Annotated in this window: 14 protein-coding genes; 10 read left to right on the forward strand and 4 right to left on the reverse strand. The window is 70.2% G+C overall.

Going from position 1 to position 15,707, the window contains the following annotated elements:
* Nucleotides 1–40: 40 nt before the first annotated feature.
* Both ABZ342_RS17280 and ABZ342_RS17285 read right to left on the reverse strand, forming a co-directional pair.
* Nucleotides 41–1,354 carry a DUF4474 domain-containing protein gene (locus tag ABZ342_RS17280; RefSeq protein ID WP_360473821.1) on the reverse strand — a complete coding sequence of 438 codons (1,314 nt, stop codon included), beginning with the start codon at nucleotides 1,352–1,354 and terminating at the stop codon, nucleotides 41–43.
* On the reverse strand, nucleotides 1,351–1,659 hold the full coding sequence (locus tag ABZ342_RS17285; protein WP_360473823.1) for a hypothetical protein: 309 nt from the start codon (nucleotides 1,657–1,659) through the stop codon (nucleotides 1,351–1,353). The genes ABZ342_RS17280 and ABZ342_RS17285 overlap by 4 nt, the downstream gene beginning before the upstream one ends.
* A gap of 314 nt (nucleotides 1,660–1,973) precedes the next feature.
* On the opposite strand from ABZ342_RS17285, the gene ABZ342_RS17290 reads away from it, so the two are divergent.
* Entirely contained in the window at nucleotides 1,974–2,996 is a 1,023-nt protein-coding gene (locus ABZ342_RS17290) for a DUF3592 domain-containing protein (protein ID WP_360473825.1), read from the forward strand.
* Between the two features lie 176 nt (nucleotides 2,997–3,172).
* Nucleotides 3,173–4,501, forward strand: coding sequence for an MFS transporter (locus ABZ342_RS17295; RefSeq protein ID WP_360473827.1), 1,329 nt, complete (start codon nucleotides 3,173–3,175; stop codon nucleotides 4,499–4,501).
* Here ABZ342_RS17295 and ABZ342_RS17300 read toward each other — a convergent pair.
* A complete protein-coding gene (locus ABZ342_RS17300) occupies nucleotides 4,488–5,708 on the reverse strand; it encodes a helix-turn-helix domain-containing protein (protein WP_360473829.1) in 1,221 nt (406 codons plus the stop codon). The two genes, ABZ342_RS17295 and ABZ342_RS17300, sit on opposite strands and share 14 nt — an antisense overlap.
* Before the next feature lie 122 nt (nucleotides 5,709–5,830).
* Here ABZ342_RS17300 and ABZ342_RS17305 point away from each other — a divergent pair, with 122 nt between their 5' ends.
* The 8 genes from ABZ342_RS17305 to ABZ342_RS17340 are packed head-to-tail and all read left to right on the forward strand — an operon-like array spanning nucleotide 5,831 to nucleotide 15,343.
* Nucleotides 5,831–7,324: an NAD(P)/FAD-dependent oxidoreductase gene (locus tag ABZ342_RS17305; RefSeq protein WP_360473831.1), complete on the forward strand. Its 1,494-nt coding sequence runs from the start codon at nucleotides 5,831–5,833 to the stop codon at nucleotides 7,322–7,324.
* Nucleotides 7,317–8,222 (forward strand): alpha/beta fold hydrolase, encoded by a 906-nt coding sequence (locus ABZ342_RS17310; protein WP_360473833.1) that lies wholly within the window; start codon nucleotides 7,317–7,319, stop codon nucleotides 8,220–8,222. The genes ABZ342_RS17305 and ABZ342_RS17310 overlap by 8 nt, the downstream gene beginning before the upstream one ends.
* Entirely contained in the window at nucleotides 8,219–9,565 is a 1,347-nt protein-coding gene (locus ABZ342_RS17315; protein ID WP_360473835.1) for an FAD-binding oxidoreductase, read from the forward strand. Before ABZ342_RS17310 ends, ABZ342_RS17315 begins: the two co-directional genes overlap by 4 nt.
* Nucleotides 9,566–9,578: 13 nt before the next feature.
* On the forward strand, nucleotides 9,579–10,961 hold the full coding sequence (locus ABZ342_RS17320; protein ID WP_360473837.1) for a flavin monoamine oxidase family protein: 1,383 nt from the start codon (nucleotides 9,579–9,581) through the stop codon (nucleotides 10,959–10,961).
* Nucleotides 10,958–11,662: a transporter gene (locus tag ABZ342_RS17325; RefSeq protein ID WP_360473839.1), complete on the forward strand. Its 705-nt coding sequence runs from the start codon at nucleotides 10,958–10,960 to the stop codon at nucleotides 11,660–11,662. Before ABZ342_RS17320 ends, ABZ342_RS17325 begins: the two co-directional genes overlap by 4 nt.
* Nucleotides 11,659–12,933, forward strand: coding sequence for an NAD-dependent succinate-semialdehyde dehydrogenase (locus tag ABZ342_RS17330; protein ID WP_360473841.1), 1,275 nt, complete (start codon nucleotides 11,659–11,661; stop codon nucleotides 12,931–12,933). Before ABZ342_RS17325 ends, ABZ342_RS17330 begins: the two co-directional genes overlap by 4 nt.
* Nucleotides 12,930–14,045 (forward strand): Zn-dependent alcohol dehydrogenase, encoded by a 1,116-nt coding sequence (locus tag ABZ342_RS17335; protein ID WP_360473843.1) that lies wholly within the window; start codon nucleotides 12,930–12,932, stop codon nucleotides 14,043–14,045. Before ABZ342_RS17330 ends, ABZ342_RS17335 begins: the two co-directional genes overlap by 4 nt.
* Nucleotides 14,045–15,343: an aminotransferase class III-fold pyridoxal phosphate-dependent enzyme gene (locus ABZ342_RS17340; RefSeq protein WP_360473845.1), complete on the forward strand. Its 1,299-nt coding sequence runs from the start codon at nucleotides 14,045–14,047 to the stop codon at nucleotides 15,341–15,343. Before ABZ342_RS17335 ends, ABZ342_RS17340 begins: the two co-directional genes overlap by 1 nt.
* On the opposite strand, the gene ABZ342_RS17345 is transcribed toward ABZ342_RS17340, so the two are convergent.
* Nucleotides 15,310–15,687 (reverse strand): STAS domain-containing protein, encoded by a 378-nt coding sequence (locus tag ABZ342_RS17345; protein ID WP_360473847.1) that lies wholly within the window; start codon nucleotides 15,685–15,687, stop codon nucleotides 15,310–15,312. The genes ABZ342_RS17340 and ABZ342_RS17345 overlap by 34 nt on opposite strands.
* Between the last annotated feature and the right edge of the window lie 20 nt (nucleotides 15,688–15,707).

Below are 15,707 nucleotides of genomic sequence, written 5' to 3' on the forward strand. Positions count from 1 at the left end.
CGAGCCGTACGTGTTCACGCCGGTGGGCTCGCTGTAGTGGTCACTTCCGCCAGTCGTAGCTCAGCGTGGGCGGCTGGTCGGAACCCTTCGTGACGGTGAGGTGGTCGTTCGGGTGCGCGGCGGCGTACCGGACCATCTCGTCGTACATCCGGTCGCGCATCCCGACGTCCCGGACCTCGATCGTGGCGCGCTGGGCCAGCGGGAGCTGGTCGGCTTTCACGTCCGGGTCGTTGCGGATCGCCAGGTTCCAGAAGTGCTTCTTGTCGGTGCCGTCGGCGCCCTGGCCGTCGTTGGTGAAGTAGACCTGGCCGGTGTCCTTGTTGTAGATCGTCTGGGTCACCTTGATCTGGTCGTCGCCCTGGGCGGCGTTGAAGTGGCCGTTGTTGTTCGGCGAATCGCTGGTGTAGAAGCCGACTTCGCCGCCGAACGCGTGGTTCGCGTACTTGCCCTTCCACAACTCCAGCCGGTACGTCTTCCCGGTCTCGGGGTCGGTGAACTCCATGTTGTCGCCGTCGTCGCCGGTTTCGTCGAGCTCCATCCCGAACGCCTCCCCGAACTTGTCGTAGAGGTCCTTCCAGCCCAGGTAGCTCTGCACCGAATGCTCGCCGGTGGTGAAGAAGCCGCCTTCCTCGTTGTACCGGAAGCCGAGGTAGTCGTAGATCTTCTGCGCGACCTCGGGATTCTGCATGATCTTGTTCCAGTCCTGGTGCAGCAGCGCCGCCCGTAGTTCCGGGTACTTCTTCAGCAGCGCGAGGAGCCCGGGTATTTCGCGGAGCATGATCGCGCCGATCTCGGCGAGGTTCCGCTTCTCGGAGCCCGCGAGCTCCCACACCTGACCGGTCTTGAACCGCAGCTTCTGGCCCTCGATGAGCAGGATCGCGTCGTAGGTGGTGGTCACCCGCTCGAGGTCGGCCAGCACGACGAGGGCCTGGGCCTTGACGGCCTTGTCCTGCGCCCAGGCGACGGCGAGGTCGACCTGGCGGATCCCGAAGCCGTGCCACCCGTGGTCGAGCTTCTTCTGGAGGCCCTGGGCGTCGGCGCGCTTGCTCCGGGCGTCCTGCTGGGCCTTCGCCAGCGCGTCGCGGATCGTCTCGAACGACTTGGCCGAATCCTCGAGGTCCCGGGCCTGGTCGTCGCGGTTCTTCTTGAACGCTTCCAGCGATGCGAGCGCCGCTTCACCGGCGCCACCGTGCCAGCCCTCGCTCAGCTGGACGCGCACGCTCTCCAGCAGGGCCTTGGTGTCCTCGACCATTTCCTTGGCGTCCCGGCAGGCCCGGGCGCGGTCGTCCAGCTCGGTGGGGCTGCCCTTCTCCACCTGGTCGGCGAGCGCGTAGATCTTGTCGAAGACGCTCACCGGTCGATCCTCGCGAAGGTGCTGTCCAGGGCCTTCAGGAAGGCGTCACGAGCCCCGGAATCGGTGCTGTGATAGCTCTTCGCGGCCGTCTGGATGCTCTCGACCAGGTATTCGACCTGCTTCTGCGCGGCGTCCAGGTCGTCCTTGCGCGTCGCCAGCCAGACGTCGTAGTCCCCGGCGAAGCCGGCGGCGCGCGCTGTGCTCCCGACGTTTGGCGATCCGCCGATGGACAGCGTCGGCGGAGCGCCCGCACTGAGCTTGGCCGCCGCGGCGTTGATGTCCGCGACGTCGACCTCGAAACCCACCGGACCTCCCTCTCCGCCGTCCGAGTGACAGACCTCGTCGGCAATGTAACAGTTTGCCGCAGGTCGGAAGCCGAGGTGCCGTTTTCCGCTCCCCGGTCAGTGGCCAGAACCGGACACGTGCACGTTGCATCATTCGCGTCCTTCGCGCAGAGAAGCGACGACGTGCGAATGGTTTCCACGAATTGCGCCGAGTGGGCATTTGCTCGACTGTCGGGCTTGCTCACTTGCACGCCTGGCGTGGTCGTCCGGTTGCCTCGCCGTCGTGTGCCGTTTCTCGCAGCATCGTTGCTGCTCAAGGCTTCTAAGCTCGGCTGATGGACCCCTTCGGCGGTTTCGTCCAACGGCGGTGGTTGTGGTTCGCCCTCCCGGCGGCGGTGGTGGCCGTCTTCGCCTTTTCTCCGGATGTGGTGGCGGCTTTCGGGCTGGTTCCCGCTGTTGCCGTCCTGGTTGCGGTGGGGTCCGGCGGCGCGGTCTGGCGCCTGCGGGTGTCGGTCCGGAATCGCGCTGCCGCGAGCGAGGACGGTTTCGGGGGCTGGCTGCCGCTGCCGACCGACCACGACCACGACCACGACCGCAGGATCGACTTCGCGGCCGAAACCGGGCGGCTGCGCCGGGTGGCGCGTCGCGCGGCGGCGTTCGTCTTCGTCTGGATGGCACTGGCCGGGGCCGGAGTCGCGGATCTGGTCCTGCTCGACCAGGCCGCCGACGAGCTCCTCGCCACCGGCGCGCGGACCACCGGCGAGGTGGTTTCCGTGCAGACGTTCTCCCGGGGCGAGATGACGTTCGAGGTGCGCTTCGGGTCGCGGACCGCGAAGATCGACCGCGACTCGCAGATTTCCTACACCGTCGGCGAGCGGGTCACCGTGATCTACGACCGGGACGATCCGGATCGCGTGCGCACCCCGGTGGAAGAGAACAAGAGCCAGTTCCTCGTGACCCTCGGCTACGTCCTGCTCGTGGCCGGCTCGCTCGGGACGTTGTTCGCTGTCCTGGCCGCGGTGGGCTGGCGGGGCCGGGCCCGCGCGGTCGCGGCCACCGGGTGGCGGAACGCGACGGTCGACATCGTGCGCGTCTTCGCGCGCAACGGCCGCTCACTGAGGCGGCCCCCGCCGGAGATCCACGTCCGCTTCCGCGAGGGCACCGGCATCGTGCTGAAGGCGATGTCTTCGACGCACGGGGCCAATGCGCTGGCGGACTTCACCGACCGGCTCGCGTGGGTGGGCGGCTGGGGACGGCACATGGTCGTCCTCTTCCCGAACGGCCCGCGCCGCCCCGGTCCGTACGCGGTTCCGGCTTTCGCGTTGAGCCTGCGCACCGAGGGCGGCGGCCGCCGGTGATCGGCGGGCGGCGGTTCGTCCACGGTGACGACGTGGCCGGGCCCGCATGTGGCGTCACGTCGCCGGGTTGGTGCCGGATGCACAGCGCTGCGTGAATCGGGGTGCGGACTGTCGTACCCAAGGGCGATCGCGATGGCGACAGTGGGTCCTCACGATCGACCGACAAGGACAATCACATGCCGGATTTGACGTCCCCTCAGCGGCGAGTGCGGGGTGCTGTCGCCGCGGGTGTGGTCGCGGTCGCCACCGTAGTGATCGGGAGTACCGCCCGCAGGCGCGGCGAGTCGTTCGGTCTGCACGCTCCGCCCCGCAGGGCGCGGCTCGCGCGCAAAGCCGTCCCGAAGGCGCAGCAGCAGGTGAAGAGCCGGTGGACGGTTTTTCTCGCTTACGGGCTGCTGGCCGCGGCCAGTCAGGCGCTCTTCGTGACCTACGCGCCCGTCACCGGGGACGCCGCGCGGCACTTCGGCGTTTCGGTCGAGGAGATCGGGTGGCTGTCGCAGGTCTTCCCGCTGGTCTACGTGCTTCTCGCGATCCCGGCCGGTCTCGCGCTCGACCGGTTCCTCCGGCCGGCCCTCGTCGTCGGTGCCGCCCTGACCGCCGCCGGGGCGTTCCTGCGGCTGGTCGCCGACGACTTCACCTGGGCTTTCATCGGGCAGGTCGTCGCCGCGGCGGGACAGCCGTTCGTCCTCAACGCCATCCCCGGGCTGGCCGTGGGTTACCTGGCCGCCAAGGACCGCGCCACCGGGATCGCCGCCGCGTCCTCCGCCACCTTCGGCGGCATGGTCCTCGGGTACCTGCTCGGCGCGTTCCTGCCCGGCGAGAGCCACATCCGGCTCCTCACCCTGGTCACCGCGCTGATCGCGCTGGACGCCGGGCTGTGTCTCGTCGGAGCGCTGCGCTCCCCGCCGACGCGGACGAGCCCGGTGACGGGCGGTCTCCGGGCCGTGCGGGCGGCGTTCGGCAACCGGTACGTCCGGCGGTTGTGCGCGGTCGTCGCCATCCCGATGGGCACGTTCATCGCGCTCGCGACGTTCGCGCAACCGCTGCTGGCCCCGGCCGGGGTCCCGGAAGCCACCGCCGGGCTGATCCTCGCGGGCACCATGATCGCCGGGGTGCTCGGCTGCGCCGTCGTGCCGGTGTGGGCGGACCGGCGCGGCCGCGAGGTCGCGCTCATGGGCACGGGGATCGCGTTCACGGCCGTGGCGTGCCTGCACCTGGCCTTGGTGCCCAGCACTCCGATGGCCTTCCTGACCCTGCTCGGAACGGGTTTCGTGCTGCTGCCGGCATTGCCCATCGTGCTCTCGCTGAGCGAGCGGCACGCCGTCGACGCCGAGAGCACGGCCGCCGGGCTGATCTGGATGGCGGGCAACCTGGGCGGGGTCGTGCTGGCGACGGTGGTCGGATTCCTGGTGACCAGCCCGGCCCTCGCGTTCGTCGCCCTGTCCGGCGCGACGCTGCTGGCTTTGCCCGCCCTGCGCTGGTTCCGGCAGCTCAGCCGGTCATGACCTCGGGCGCGACGTCCAGTACGAGCAGTGCCGCGGCGAGGTGGGTGGGGTTGTCCTCGACCTTGACGTTGGCCAGCTCGTTGGCCCGCGAGACCCGCCGCTCGACGGTGTTGCGGTGGGCGTAGAGGGCCGCGGCGGCCCGGGTGGTGCTGAAGCCGCATTGCACGTAGGTGAGCAGCGTCCGCCGCAGCTCCGGGTCGGCGTCGGCCAGCGGACCGAGGGTGGTGCCGACGAACCGGCGGGCGCTCGCGGGGTCCTGGGTGAGGGCGTCGATCAGCTCGACGTCGGCGTAGGCGGTGAACCGGCGGTGAGAGCCGAGCCGGACGACCAGCGCTTGGGCCGCGAGGGCGTCCTGGTGGCTGGACCGGAACCCGCCGAGTCCACGTCCCGGCTTGCCCACCGCCACGCGGATCTCCTCGGCTACGACTTCCTCGATCCGCGGTAGCTCGACCGAATCCGTTCCGGACAGCCAGAGCCAGCGTGAGGTGGCACTGGCCCGGGCCACCAGTGTGTTCCGACTCTCCGCAGTGGAGCGCACCGCCGCGATCGCCTCGTCCAAAGCGTCGTGGTGCCGGGGATCGTCGACCCACAGCACCAGGCCGACGTGCCACCGCGCCATCCGGTAGCGCAGGCGTCCCTCGGCGAAGTCCTCCGACACCGGCGCCCCGCCGGCGATCATCTGGATCAGCGCGATCGCCTCGGCGTCGGCGTTGCCCATCGCCGCGGCGAGGCTGGCTTCGCGCAGCATCGCGACCGAGTCGAGGGCGTACTGCACCAGCGACTTCGCCGAGATGTCCAAGACGCCCACCAGCACGTCACGATCCGCGCAGCACTCCACGCATTCCTCCAGCCATCGGCGCCAGCCGATCCCCAGCGCCGCTCGCCACCCCCCGGCGAAGTCGGGCGCGATGCCGCGGGCCACGAGATCGCTGATGTAGGCGGTGATCCTCGGACCGACGTACGGTTCCACGCGCCGCCCCGGGTGCTGGATGTTCGAAGTCAGCCACTGGACGAGATCCGAGCGGTTGAGGTGACGGTCCTCTTCGGCCAGTGACGCGTCCGAGAGCAGCGCGGGGTCGTCCTGTGCCGTGAGCGCGAGCGTCGAGATGGCGTCGGTCAGCGCTTCGGTGTCCGCCAGGAGCCGCTGGCACACGGACCGGATCGCGTCGGCGACCTCGAGGGGCGGCGCCGGCCACAGCTCTTCCATCCCCGAAGTGTGCACTGTGCACCAGCTCCGCGCGAACCCTGTGCCCGCTGCCGTTGTGACCGCGGCCATGGCTTGGCGACAGTTTAGCCATCACAAGCCGGCTCAGCGAGGAGAGACAGACCATGGCAGCTGAGGTGCTGAACGCCGACGAGGAGTTCGACGTCGTCGTCATCGGCGCGGGGATTTCCGGGATCGGCGCGGCGACGTATTTCCGCCGGGAGCTCCCGGGCAAGTCCCTCGTCGTGCTGGAGGGTCGCGACGACATCGGTGGTACCTGGGATCTCTTCCGGTACCCCGGCATCCGGTCGGACTCGGACCTGCACACCTTCGGCTACGAGTTCAAGCCGTGGCGCCACGAGGCCGCGATCGCCGACGCCCCGCTGATCCGGGAGTACCTCCAGGAGACGGTCGAGGAGAACGACCTGGGACGCCTCATCAGGCTGCGCCACCGGGTCGTCCGGGCGGAATGGTCCTCAGTGGACTCGAAGTGGACCCTGCGCGTCGAGGCCGCGGGCGCGACGAAGACGATCCGGGCGCGGTGGGTGTTCGCCGCGACCGGCTACTACCGCTACGACCAGGGTTTCTCACCGGAGTTCCCGGGACGCGACGAGTTCGAGGGCCGGATCGTCCACCCGCAACACTGGCCCGAGGACCTCGACCACAGCGGCAAGAAGGTGGTCGTCATCGGCAGCGGCGCGACCGCGATCACGCTGGTGCCGGCCATGGCCACCGCCGCCCGGCACGTCACGATGCTGCAGCGCACGCCGACTTACGTCATGGCGCTGCCCCGCGTCGACCGGGTCGCGACGACGCTCACGAAGCTCCTGGGCGAAAAGCGCGGGTACGCCGCGACGCGGTTCAAGAACATCTGGCTCGAACACGCGACCGTCAAGGCCCTGCGGGCGTTCCCCAAGCTGGGGCGCGCGGTGATCCGGCGCGAGAACCGCAAGCGCCTGCCCCGGGGATTCGACGTCGACAAGCACTTCACGCCGCCGTACGACCCGTGGGACCAGCGCCTGTGTCTGGCCCCGGACGGCGACTTCTTCGACGCGATCAAGGCCGGCACCGCTTCCGTCGTCACCGACACGATCACGAGGTTCAGCGAGCGCGGCATCGTCCTGGCATCGGGCGAGGAGCTGGAAGCCGACCTCATCGTCACCGCGACCGGGCTGAACATGCGGCTGTTCGACGGCATGCCGATCGTGGTCGACGGACGCGAGATCGACCTCGCGGATTCGGTCAGCTACCGCGGAATGCTGCTGAGCGGGATCCCGAACTGGGCGATGGCGATCGGCTACACGACCTCGTCGTGGACGCTCAAGGTCAGCCTGATGTGCCGCTACTTCATCGACCTGGTCCGGCACATGGACGCCCACGGCCACGACCGGGTGGTCCCGGTCGCGCCCGCGGGCACGCCGCGCCGGCCGGTGATGGACCTGCAGGCCGGCTACGCCAAGCGCGCCGAGAAGATCCTGCCCAAGCAAGGAGACACCGCGCCCTGGCGGATGGCGATGTCCTACCCCGAGGACGCCAAGGCGCTGCGCGGTCCGGTCGCCGACGAGCACCTCGAGTTCGGCGCCGCGCTGTCCGCCGGACGGCGGTCCGCCCGTGTCTGAAGACCACTACGCGGCGCTGCCGTCCGGCACGACCATCTGCTACCGCGACCACGGCGACCCAGCCGATCCCGTGATCCTGCTCATCGCCGGATTGGGCGAGGACCTCACTTTCTGGCCCGGCTCGTTCGTCGATTCGCTGCTCGCCCGGGGTTTCCGGGTCGTCACGATGGACAACCGCGACGTCGGCCGGTCGACGTTCGTGACCACCCCGTCGCCCCGGCTGTGGCGCCAGGTGCTCGCGCGTCCCCGCCGTGACGCCTACACGCTGGCGGACATGGCCGCCGACGCGGTCGGCGTCCTCGACCACCTCGACATCCGGCGGGCCCACCTCGCCGGCCGGTCGATGGGCGGGATGATCGCGCAGACGGTCGCCGCGGCCGAACCCGCGCGGGTGCTGTCCCTGACCTCGATCTTCTCGACCACGGGCGCGAAGAAGGTCGGACAGCCGGCCCGGTCGACGATCCGGCTCCTCGCCGCCCCACCAGCGCGGACGAGAACCGCGACCGTGCGCGCGCACCTGCGGATCACCAGCCACGTCTCCGGCACGGCGTACCCGATCGACGACGCCGCCGAGGCCGCCACCGCGGCGGGCGGCTGGGATCGCGCGACCGGTGACCTGGCCGCGGGCGCGGCCCGGCAGATCCAGGCGATCCAGGCATCCGGAGACCGCACCGCCCAGCTGCGCCGGATCACCGCGCCCACCCTGGTCATCAACGGCGACCGTGACCTGCTGGTCGCGCCCAGCGGCGGCGCCGCGACGGCGAAGGCCATCCGCGACGCCCGGCACGTCGTCATCCCCGGCATGGGCCACCACATCCCCGAGGCTCTCGTCGAGCCCATCACCCGGTACCTCGCGGAACATGCCACGACGCAAGGGAAAGCGAGCGCGTCATCATGAGGATCGACAACGTCGAGTGCAGTACCTTCAGCGGCTGGATCGACCCGCCCGCCGACGTCCTGCCCAGCCTCGACGGCGACCTCACGTGCGACGTCGCGGTCATCGGCGGGGGCATGGGCGGCATGGCGACGGCGCTGCGGCTCGCCGAGCGCGGCCGGGACGTGGTGCTGCTGGAGGCCGAGTTCTGCGGCTACGGATCCAGTTCGCGCAACGGCGGCCAGATCGCGAGCGTGCCGGGCGGGGACCTCCGTCTCCTGGGCCTCTTCTACCCCAAGAAGGTGCCCGGCATGGTGCGGCTGGCCGAGAACTCCGCGAGCTTCGTCGAAGACCTCATCAAGACCCACGGCATCGACTGCGACTACGAGCCCAACGGCTTGGCTTTCGCCGCGGTGGGACACGGGCAGATGCTCAGGACGCGGACGGTGGCGGCGATCCTCCGGCGCGCGGGCGGGCGCGGTCGCGTCGGTACGAGCGAGGAGCTCGGCATTCCCCGCGGCTTCGTCGGCGGCATGCGGGAGGCCATCGGCGGGATGCTGAACCCCGGCAAGCTGAGCCGGGGAATGCGCCGCGTCCTGGTGTCGTCGCCGGCCCGGGTGTACGAACGGACCAAGGTCACCGACGTGACGCGGCGCGACGGCCAGGTCGTCATCGCGACCCCCGGCGGCAGCGTGCGGGCGAATCAGGCGGTGCTCGCGACGAACGCCTACTCGGGGGAGTGGGACATCACCCCGAAACGGCTCTCGGTGCCGTTGTGGCTCGCCGAGATGGAGACCGAGCCGATCGCCCCGGAGCGGCTCGCCGCGTTGGGCTGGAGCAGCCGGTCGGGCGTGATCACCCAGCACCAGGTCATGGAGCACTATCGCCTTACCGCGCGCGGCACGATCGTGTTCGGCGTCCGGCGCGTCGAGCGCGGCCTGACCTACCCGCTGCCGGCGAAGGCCCCGGACCGCGAGCTGGTCGAAGAGCTCGCCGGCGCGTTCGCGACCCGGTTCCCGACGCTCGCCGACGTCGCCGTGGAGCGGGCGTGGGGCGGCTGGATCGCGATCACGTCGTCCTGGCTGTCGATCGCCGGCCGCATCGGCGACAACGTCCACTACTCGATCGCGTGCAACGGACACGGGCTGGCCCAGGCGCCGTACGTCGGATCACTCATCGCCGACTCCATTGTGGACGGAACACGGCACGAGGACCTCGACGGCATCTGGGCGGCGAAGCCGAAGTTCCCGCCCTTCGCGATGGTCGGGCCGCGCGGCCTCCGCTTGGTGTCGGCCCTCGACCGCTTCACCGACCTGATCAACGGCAGCCGGCGCCGCGCTCTTCGCGCTGCCGCTCGTGCGTACTGAAAAGGAGAAAACCATGTCGCCATCTCGTGAGCGCCACCCCGCGGCCGGCTCGGTCGACGTCGTGGTCGTCGGGGCCGGCTTCGCCGGGCTGAGTGCCGCGGAACGGCTCGTGAGCACGGGCCGGTCCGTCCGGGTCGTCGAAGGCCGCGACCGGGTCGGCGGCCGATCGCTCTCCGGCGAAGTGGCCGGGGTGAAGGTCGACTTCGGCGCGACGTGGGTCGCCAGGCGGCACACGGCGATCCGCGATCTCGCCGACCGCGTGGGGTGCACCACGACCGGCCAGTTCGCCCAGGGACGCAACGTCCTGTGGCTGGCCGGGCGGCGCCGCACCTACCGGAGCACCATTCCCAAGGTCTCGCCGGCGGCGCTGGTCGACTTGACCCGCATCCAGCTGGCGCTGAACAAGCTGGTCGCCACCATCGACGTCGACGCGGCGTGGAAGTCGCCCCGGGCCGGCGAGTTCGACGCGGTTTCGTTCGGCGAATGGCTCGACCGGAAGAACGCGCAGCCGGTCACCCGGGCCATGATGACCGTCGTCAGCAAGGTGCAGTGGGGTTGCAGCCCGGGAGATGTCTCGCTGCTGCACGCGCTGCGCTACATCCGCGCGGCGGGCGGGGTCGACCACATGCTCGACGTGGAGGGCGGCCAGCAGCAGGACCGGTACACCGAAACCACTCAGGAGATCGCCAAGCGCGTCGCGGACCGGCTCGGCGACCGCGTCGTCCTGGGGACACCGGTGCGCTGGATCAGCCAGGACGACAACGGCGTCATGGTCCGCACCGACTCGGAAGAGATCACGGCGCAGTACGCGATCGTCGCCACGGCACCGGCGCACCGCGCCGACATCGCCTTCCACCCGGCCCTGCCCGCGCCGGTCGAAGGGCTCGCGAAAACGTGGCGCATGGGCGTGCTGAGCAAGGCGTTCGTCGCGTACGAGAAGCCGTTCTGGCGGACCAACGGGCTTTCGGGTGAGGCGGTGACCGACACCGGGTCCGTGTTCATCACCTTCGACGTCTCGCCCGATGGTGGCCCCGGCGTCCTGATGGCGTTCTGCGACCCGCGCGTGTTCGACGGCTTCAGCCCCGAGACCCGGCGCAGCATGGTGCTGCGGCAGCTCGTCCAGCTGTACGGCACGCAGGCGAGCGCCCCTCTCGACTACGTGGACCACTGCTGGGGAGCGGAACCGTTCGCCCCGGGCGGCCCGAATCCGGCTGTCGCCCCGTACGCGACCACGACCTACGGCCCGGCGCTCACCGAGCCCCACGGGCGCGTCCACTGGGCCGGCACCGAAACCGCGGGGGAGTGGGCGGGCAGCATGAACGGTGCCGTCCTGAGCGGTCAGCGCGCCGCCGAGCGCGTCGCGGCCATGGTTTCTCGCGAGGTGTCGCTGCGATGAAAGATGTGGTCTTCCTGCTCGCCGACGTGTGGATGATCTTCGTCGGCTACTTCTTCGGCTGGCGGTTCATCCGCCGCTACGGCAACTACCTGCTCGGTCTCGAATGGATGGTCGTCGCGACCTCGGGCAGCAACTTCCTCGTCTGGTCGTTGCTCGGCGGCGACAAGAGCAGCGTGCTGTACGGCGTGGCGTACTTCTTCGACGCCTTCTCGCGGTCGGTCGGCATCACGCTCATCCTCGTCATGGGCTTGATGAAGGTCACCCGTGGCTACAAGCCGTCCGTGGCCGTCGATGTCGGCGTTTTCGCGCTCGCCGCCGTAGCCGGGCTGTTCCTCCGGCACTTCCACGGCGAAGACCCCTACACCGACAAGGCCGCGTTCGCCGTCGCCGCGTTCTACGTCGTGGTCAACCTCGTCTCGGCGGTCTTCCTGGCGTCGTTCGCCAAGCGGCTCTGGGACGTCGGCGCGAGGTGGCCGGCGGTCTGGACGGGCCTGGTGACGGTGACCGCCACGACGATCGCGGTCGTCTACGACTTCTTCCCCTTCCCGTTCGACGACGCGAACCGCACGTTCTTCTACACCGCCGCGCTGGCGACGTGGGGCACCCAGGGGTTCGTCTACTTCTTCGCCTACCGCGCGCTGGACAACCACAACGCGGCCCCGAGCGCGAAACCGACTCAGGAAGCGGGTGCGAATTCATGATGGACCGGGCAATCGACCTGGCCGAGAAGGCCTACCGGGCGAAAGCGACCACGGTGGCTCAGCGCGCCGAACTGCTGCACACCGTCGCCGCCCTGCACACCGCGCGCAGCGGTGAACTCGCCCGCCTCGCACACGAGGAGATGGGCAAGCCTCTGGACGAGGCCGTCGCCGAGGTCGAGTTCAGCGCGTCCATCTATGCGTTCTACGCCGCGAACGCGGAGTCGTTCCTCGCCGACGAGCCCGTCGAGCTGCTCGAGGGGGAGGGCACGGCGGTCATCCGCCGCCAGCCGATCGGCGTGCTGCTGGGCATCATGCCCTGGAACTACCCGTACTACCAGGTCGCCCGGTTCGCCGCGCCCAACCTCGCCCTGGGCAACACCATCGTGCTCAAGCACGCGCCGCAATGCCCGGAGTCGGCCGCGGCCCTGCAGCGGATCTTCGCCGACGCCGGGTTTCCCGAGGGCGGTTACGTCAACGTCCAGGCGACCAACGAACAGGTCGCCGACGCCATCGCCGACGCCAGGGTGCAAGGCGTGTCCTTCACCGGTTCCGAGCGAGGCGGAGCGCAGGTCGCGGAAACGGCAGGCCGCAACCTCAAGAAGGTCGTGCTGGAACTGGGCGGCTCGGACCCGTTCATCGTGCTGTCCACAGAGGACCTGGATGCCACGGTCCAGGCCGCGGTGGACGCCCGGTTCGAGAACACCGGGCAAGCCTGCAACGCGGGCAAGCGGTTCATCGTCGCGGACGACATCTACGACGAATTCCTCGACAGGTTCACGAAAAAGGTGCTCGCCAAGGCCGATGGACTGGCTCCGCTGTCGTCGGTGACGGCCGCCGAGCGCCTCGAAGACCAGGTCCGGCGGGTCGTCGACGAAGGCGCGACCCTGGTCTGCGAAGGACGGCGCGAAGGCGCGTTCTTCCCGCCGGGCGTTCTGACCGGGGTGTCGCCGGCTTCGCCGTCGGCCGCCGAGGAATTGTTCGGCCCCGTCGCGACCGTCTACCGCGCGGGATCCGAAGCCGAGGCCGTCGAGCTGGCCAACAGCACCCCGTACGGGCTGGGTTCCTACGTGTTCACCACCGATCCCGAGCAGGCGATGCGCGTCGCCGACCGGATCGAGGCGGGCATGGTCTTCGTCAACGGTGTCGGCCTGGAAGGGCCGGAACTGCCGTTCGGCGGGATCAAGCGGTCCGGCTTCGGCCGCGAACTGGGCCGGGCGGGGATCGACGAGTTCGCCAACAAGAAGCTCATCCGCGAGGGGACCCTGCGATGACCATCGAATTCGACGCCGCCGTCTTCCGGGCGCCGGACGCGCCGCTGACCGTCGAGCGGGTTTCGCTCCCCGACACACCGCCGCCCGGTGAGGTCCTGGTGCGGCTCAAAGCGAGCGGGGTGTGCCACAGCGACCTGCACGTGCTCGTCGGGGAATGGGAGGTGCCCGCGCCGATGATCCTCGGTCATGAAGGCGCGGGAATCGTCGAGAGCGTGGGCGAAGGCGTCACGACCCTGGCGGAGGGCGATCACGTCGTCCTGTCGTGGACGCCGTCGTGCCGCCGGTGCCGCTACTGCGTCAGCGGACGGCCCGTCCTCTGCGACATGGTCAGCCGGCACTCGGCGAACCACCTGTCGTTCGACGGCCGGACCCGCGTCACGGCGGCGGACGACCGGGACGTCCACAGCTTCGCGGGCCTCGGCACGTTCGGCCAGTACACGCTCGTGCCCGAATCCGGCGCCATCGCGATCCGGGACGACGCGCCGTTCGAGCAGGCGGCTCTGATCGGGTGCGCGGTCACGACCGGGGTCGGGGCGGCGGTGAACACCGCGAAGATCCGGCCGAGCGACACCGTGCTGGTGCTGGGCTGCGGCGGCGTCGGGCTGAACGCGATCCAGGGTGCTCGCCTGGTCGGCGCGCGCAGGATCATCGCCGCGGACCTCTCCGACCGGAAGCTCGAGCAGGCGCGCGTCTTCGGTGCGACGGACGTGATCAACAGCGCGCGGGAGGATTTCGAAGACCGGGTCTCCCAGCTCACCGGCGGACGCGGGGTGGAAGTCGCGATCGAGGCCATCGGGCTGCTGCGCACCATCGAGTCGGCCTACGCGGTGCTGGCGCGGGGCGGGAGGGCCGTCGTGGCCGGCCAGGTGGCGGACGGCGTGCGCGTCTCGATCGACCCCTTCGTCCTGTCCGACCAGGAGCTTTCGCTCGTCGGCTCCAACTACGGCTCGAGCAAGCCCGCCGTCGACTTCCCGCTGCTGGTCGAGCACTACCTGAACCACCGCATCGATCTCGACTCGCTGGTGACGCGCGTGATCGGCCTGGCGGACGTCGACGAGGCGTTCGACGAGATGAAACGCGGCGTCGGGATCCGGACGGTGATCAAGTACTGATGGCTCTGGAATCGTCACGGCTCGCTTTCGAACGTGCGGGCCGCAGCGTCGGCGGTGGCGTGGGGTCCGGCCTGCGCGCCGCGATGCGTCCCCACCCGCTCTTCGTGCGGGAGGCGCGGGGCGCGCACGTCTGGGACCTCGACGGCGACCGGTACGTCGACTACGTCATGGCCTGGGGGCCACTCGTACTCGGCCACGGCGACCCGCGCGTGCTGTCCGCCGTGACCGAGGTCGCGAAGAAGATGCAGGTGGTCGGCACCGGCCACGCCCTCGAATACCAGGCCGCGGAGGCGGTCCTCGACGCCGTGCCGCACGGCGAGCGGCTGCTGTGGAGCAACACGGGGACCGAAGCGGTGCAGGTCGCGCTGCGCCTCGCCCGGGCCGCGACCGGGCGGCGCCGCGTCCTCAAGTTCGCCAAGAGCTACCACGGCTGGCACGACAGCGTGCACGCCGGCATGTCCGAAGAGGACGGCGATCGGCCCGCGTCACCGGGCGGGCGGGGACAGTCGCCGAGCGTGCTGGACGACCTGGTGATCGCGCGCTTCAACGACGTGCCGATGGTCGAGCGCCTCCTGGGCGAGGCTGTCGAACGCGACCTCGCGGCGGTGCTCGTCGACCCGGTGATGAGCAACGCCGGTGTCCGGGCGCCCGAGCCGGAGTTCCTGTCCACGGTGCGCAACCTGTGTGACCGCCACGGTGTCGTCCTCGTCTTCGACGAGGTGATCGCCGGATTCCGGATCGCGCGCGGCGGCGCGGCCGAGAAGTACGGCGTGCGCCCCGATCTGTCCGTCTTCGGAAAGGCGATGGCCGGAGGCTTCACCCAGAGTGCCGTCGTCGGCCGGGCGGATCTGGTCGATCAGGTGACGGCGGGCGTCGTCCACGCCGGAACGTTCAACGCCAACCCGATCGCGCTCGCCGCCGTCGACGCCACCATGCGCGCCCTGGCCGGCCCGGCGGTCTACGAGGCGCTCGAGGAGACCTCGGCCGAGTTCGAAACCCTCGTCGGCGGTGTTCTCCGCTCGGTTCCGGGGTGCGGCAGCTTCAACCGGGTCGGTTCGCTCCTCCAGTACGTCTCCGCGGACGGGGCGACCGGACTCCGGGGCACCGGCGGGCTCTGGACGGTGATCCTGGAAGGGATGCTGCGGCGGGGCTTCCTGTTCATGCCCTCCGGCAAGGTCTTCCTCAGCACAGCGCACACCACCGCGGACATCGAGGCGACGGCCGGGGCACTCGGGCAAGTACTGCTCGACCGACACCGGGTGTTTCAGCTGCCGGTGGCGTCGGACAGCGTCGGGTAGACCGCCAGCACCTCGTCCAACGCGGTGAGGGAGAGACTGCGCAAGCCCGGGCCGGTCGCGACCACCCGCAGCAGGGTGTGCTCCCCGGCGGCGTGCTGGGCGACGAGCAGGACGTGCAGGCCGGCGGAGGCCAGGAAGTCCACCGCGGTCAGGTCGATGACCACCCTGGCCGGCCTTCGGGCCATGACCTCGGTGACGGCTTCGGACAATCGTGCCGCGGTGCGGATGTCCACGGTCCCCTCGACGGTCAGTACCTGCGCTCCCCCGACCGCGCGGACCGACACGACCAGGTCGTCACGCGGGCCGGCCAGGGGTTCGTCGGGATCAGGACCGAGAAGGGGCACACCGGCCATTCTGCGCGCAC

Source organism: Amycolatopsis sp. NPDC005961, from assembly GCF_040629235.1.
In the GTDB taxonomy this organism is placed as follows: Bacteria; Actinomycetota; Actinomycetes; order Mycobacteriales; family Pseudonocardiaceae; genus Amycolatopsis; species Amycolatopsis camponoti.

What these genes read in the sequence shown, in the direction of transcription:
- ABZ342_RS17290 (WP_360473825.1), top strand. Translation starts at nt 1,974, where the DNA reads ATGGACCCCTTCGGCGGTTTCGTCCAACGGCGGTGGTTGTGGTTCGCC.
- ABZ342_RS17295 (WP_360473827.1), top strand. Translation starts at nt 3,173, where the DNA reads ATGCCGGATTTGACGTCCCCTCAGCGGCGAGTGCGGGGTGCTGTCGCC.
- ABZ342_RS17300 (WP_360473829.1), bottom strand. Translation starts at nt 5,708, where the DNA reads ATGGAAGAGCTGTGGCCGGCGCCGCCCCTCGAGGTCGCCGACGCGATC.
- ABZ342_RS17305 (WP_360473831.1), top strand. Translation starts at nt 5,831, where the DNA reads ATGGCAGCTGAGGTGCTGAACGCCGACGAGGAGTTCGACGTCGTCGTC.
- ABZ342_RS17315 (WP_360473835.1), top strand. Translation starts at nt 8,219, where the DNA reads ATGAGGATCGACAACGTCGAGTGCAGTACCTTCAGCGGCTGGATCGAC.
- ABZ342_RS17320 (WP_360473837.1), top strand. Translation starts at nt 9,579, where the DNA reads ATGTCGCCATCTCGTGAGCGCCACCCCGCGGCCGGCTCGGTCGACGTC.
- ABZ342_RS17325 (WP_360473839.1), top strand. Translation starts at nt 10,958, where the DNA reads ATGAAAGATGTGGTCTTCCTGCTCGCCGACGTGTGGATGATCTTCGTC.
- ABZ342_RS17330 (WP_360473841.1), top strand. Translation starts at nt 11,659, where the DNA reads ATGATGGACCGGGCAATCGACCTGGCCGAGAAGGCCTACCGGGCGAAA.
- ABZ342_RS17335 (WP_360473843.1), top strand. Translation starts at nt 12,930, where the DNA reads ATGACCATCGAATTCGACGCCGCCGTCTTCCGGGCGCCGGACGCGCCG.
- ABZ342_RS17340 (WP_360473845.1), top strand. Translation starts at nt 14,045, where the DNA reads ATGGCTCTGGAATCGTCACGGCTCGCTTTCGAACGTGCGGGCCGCAGC.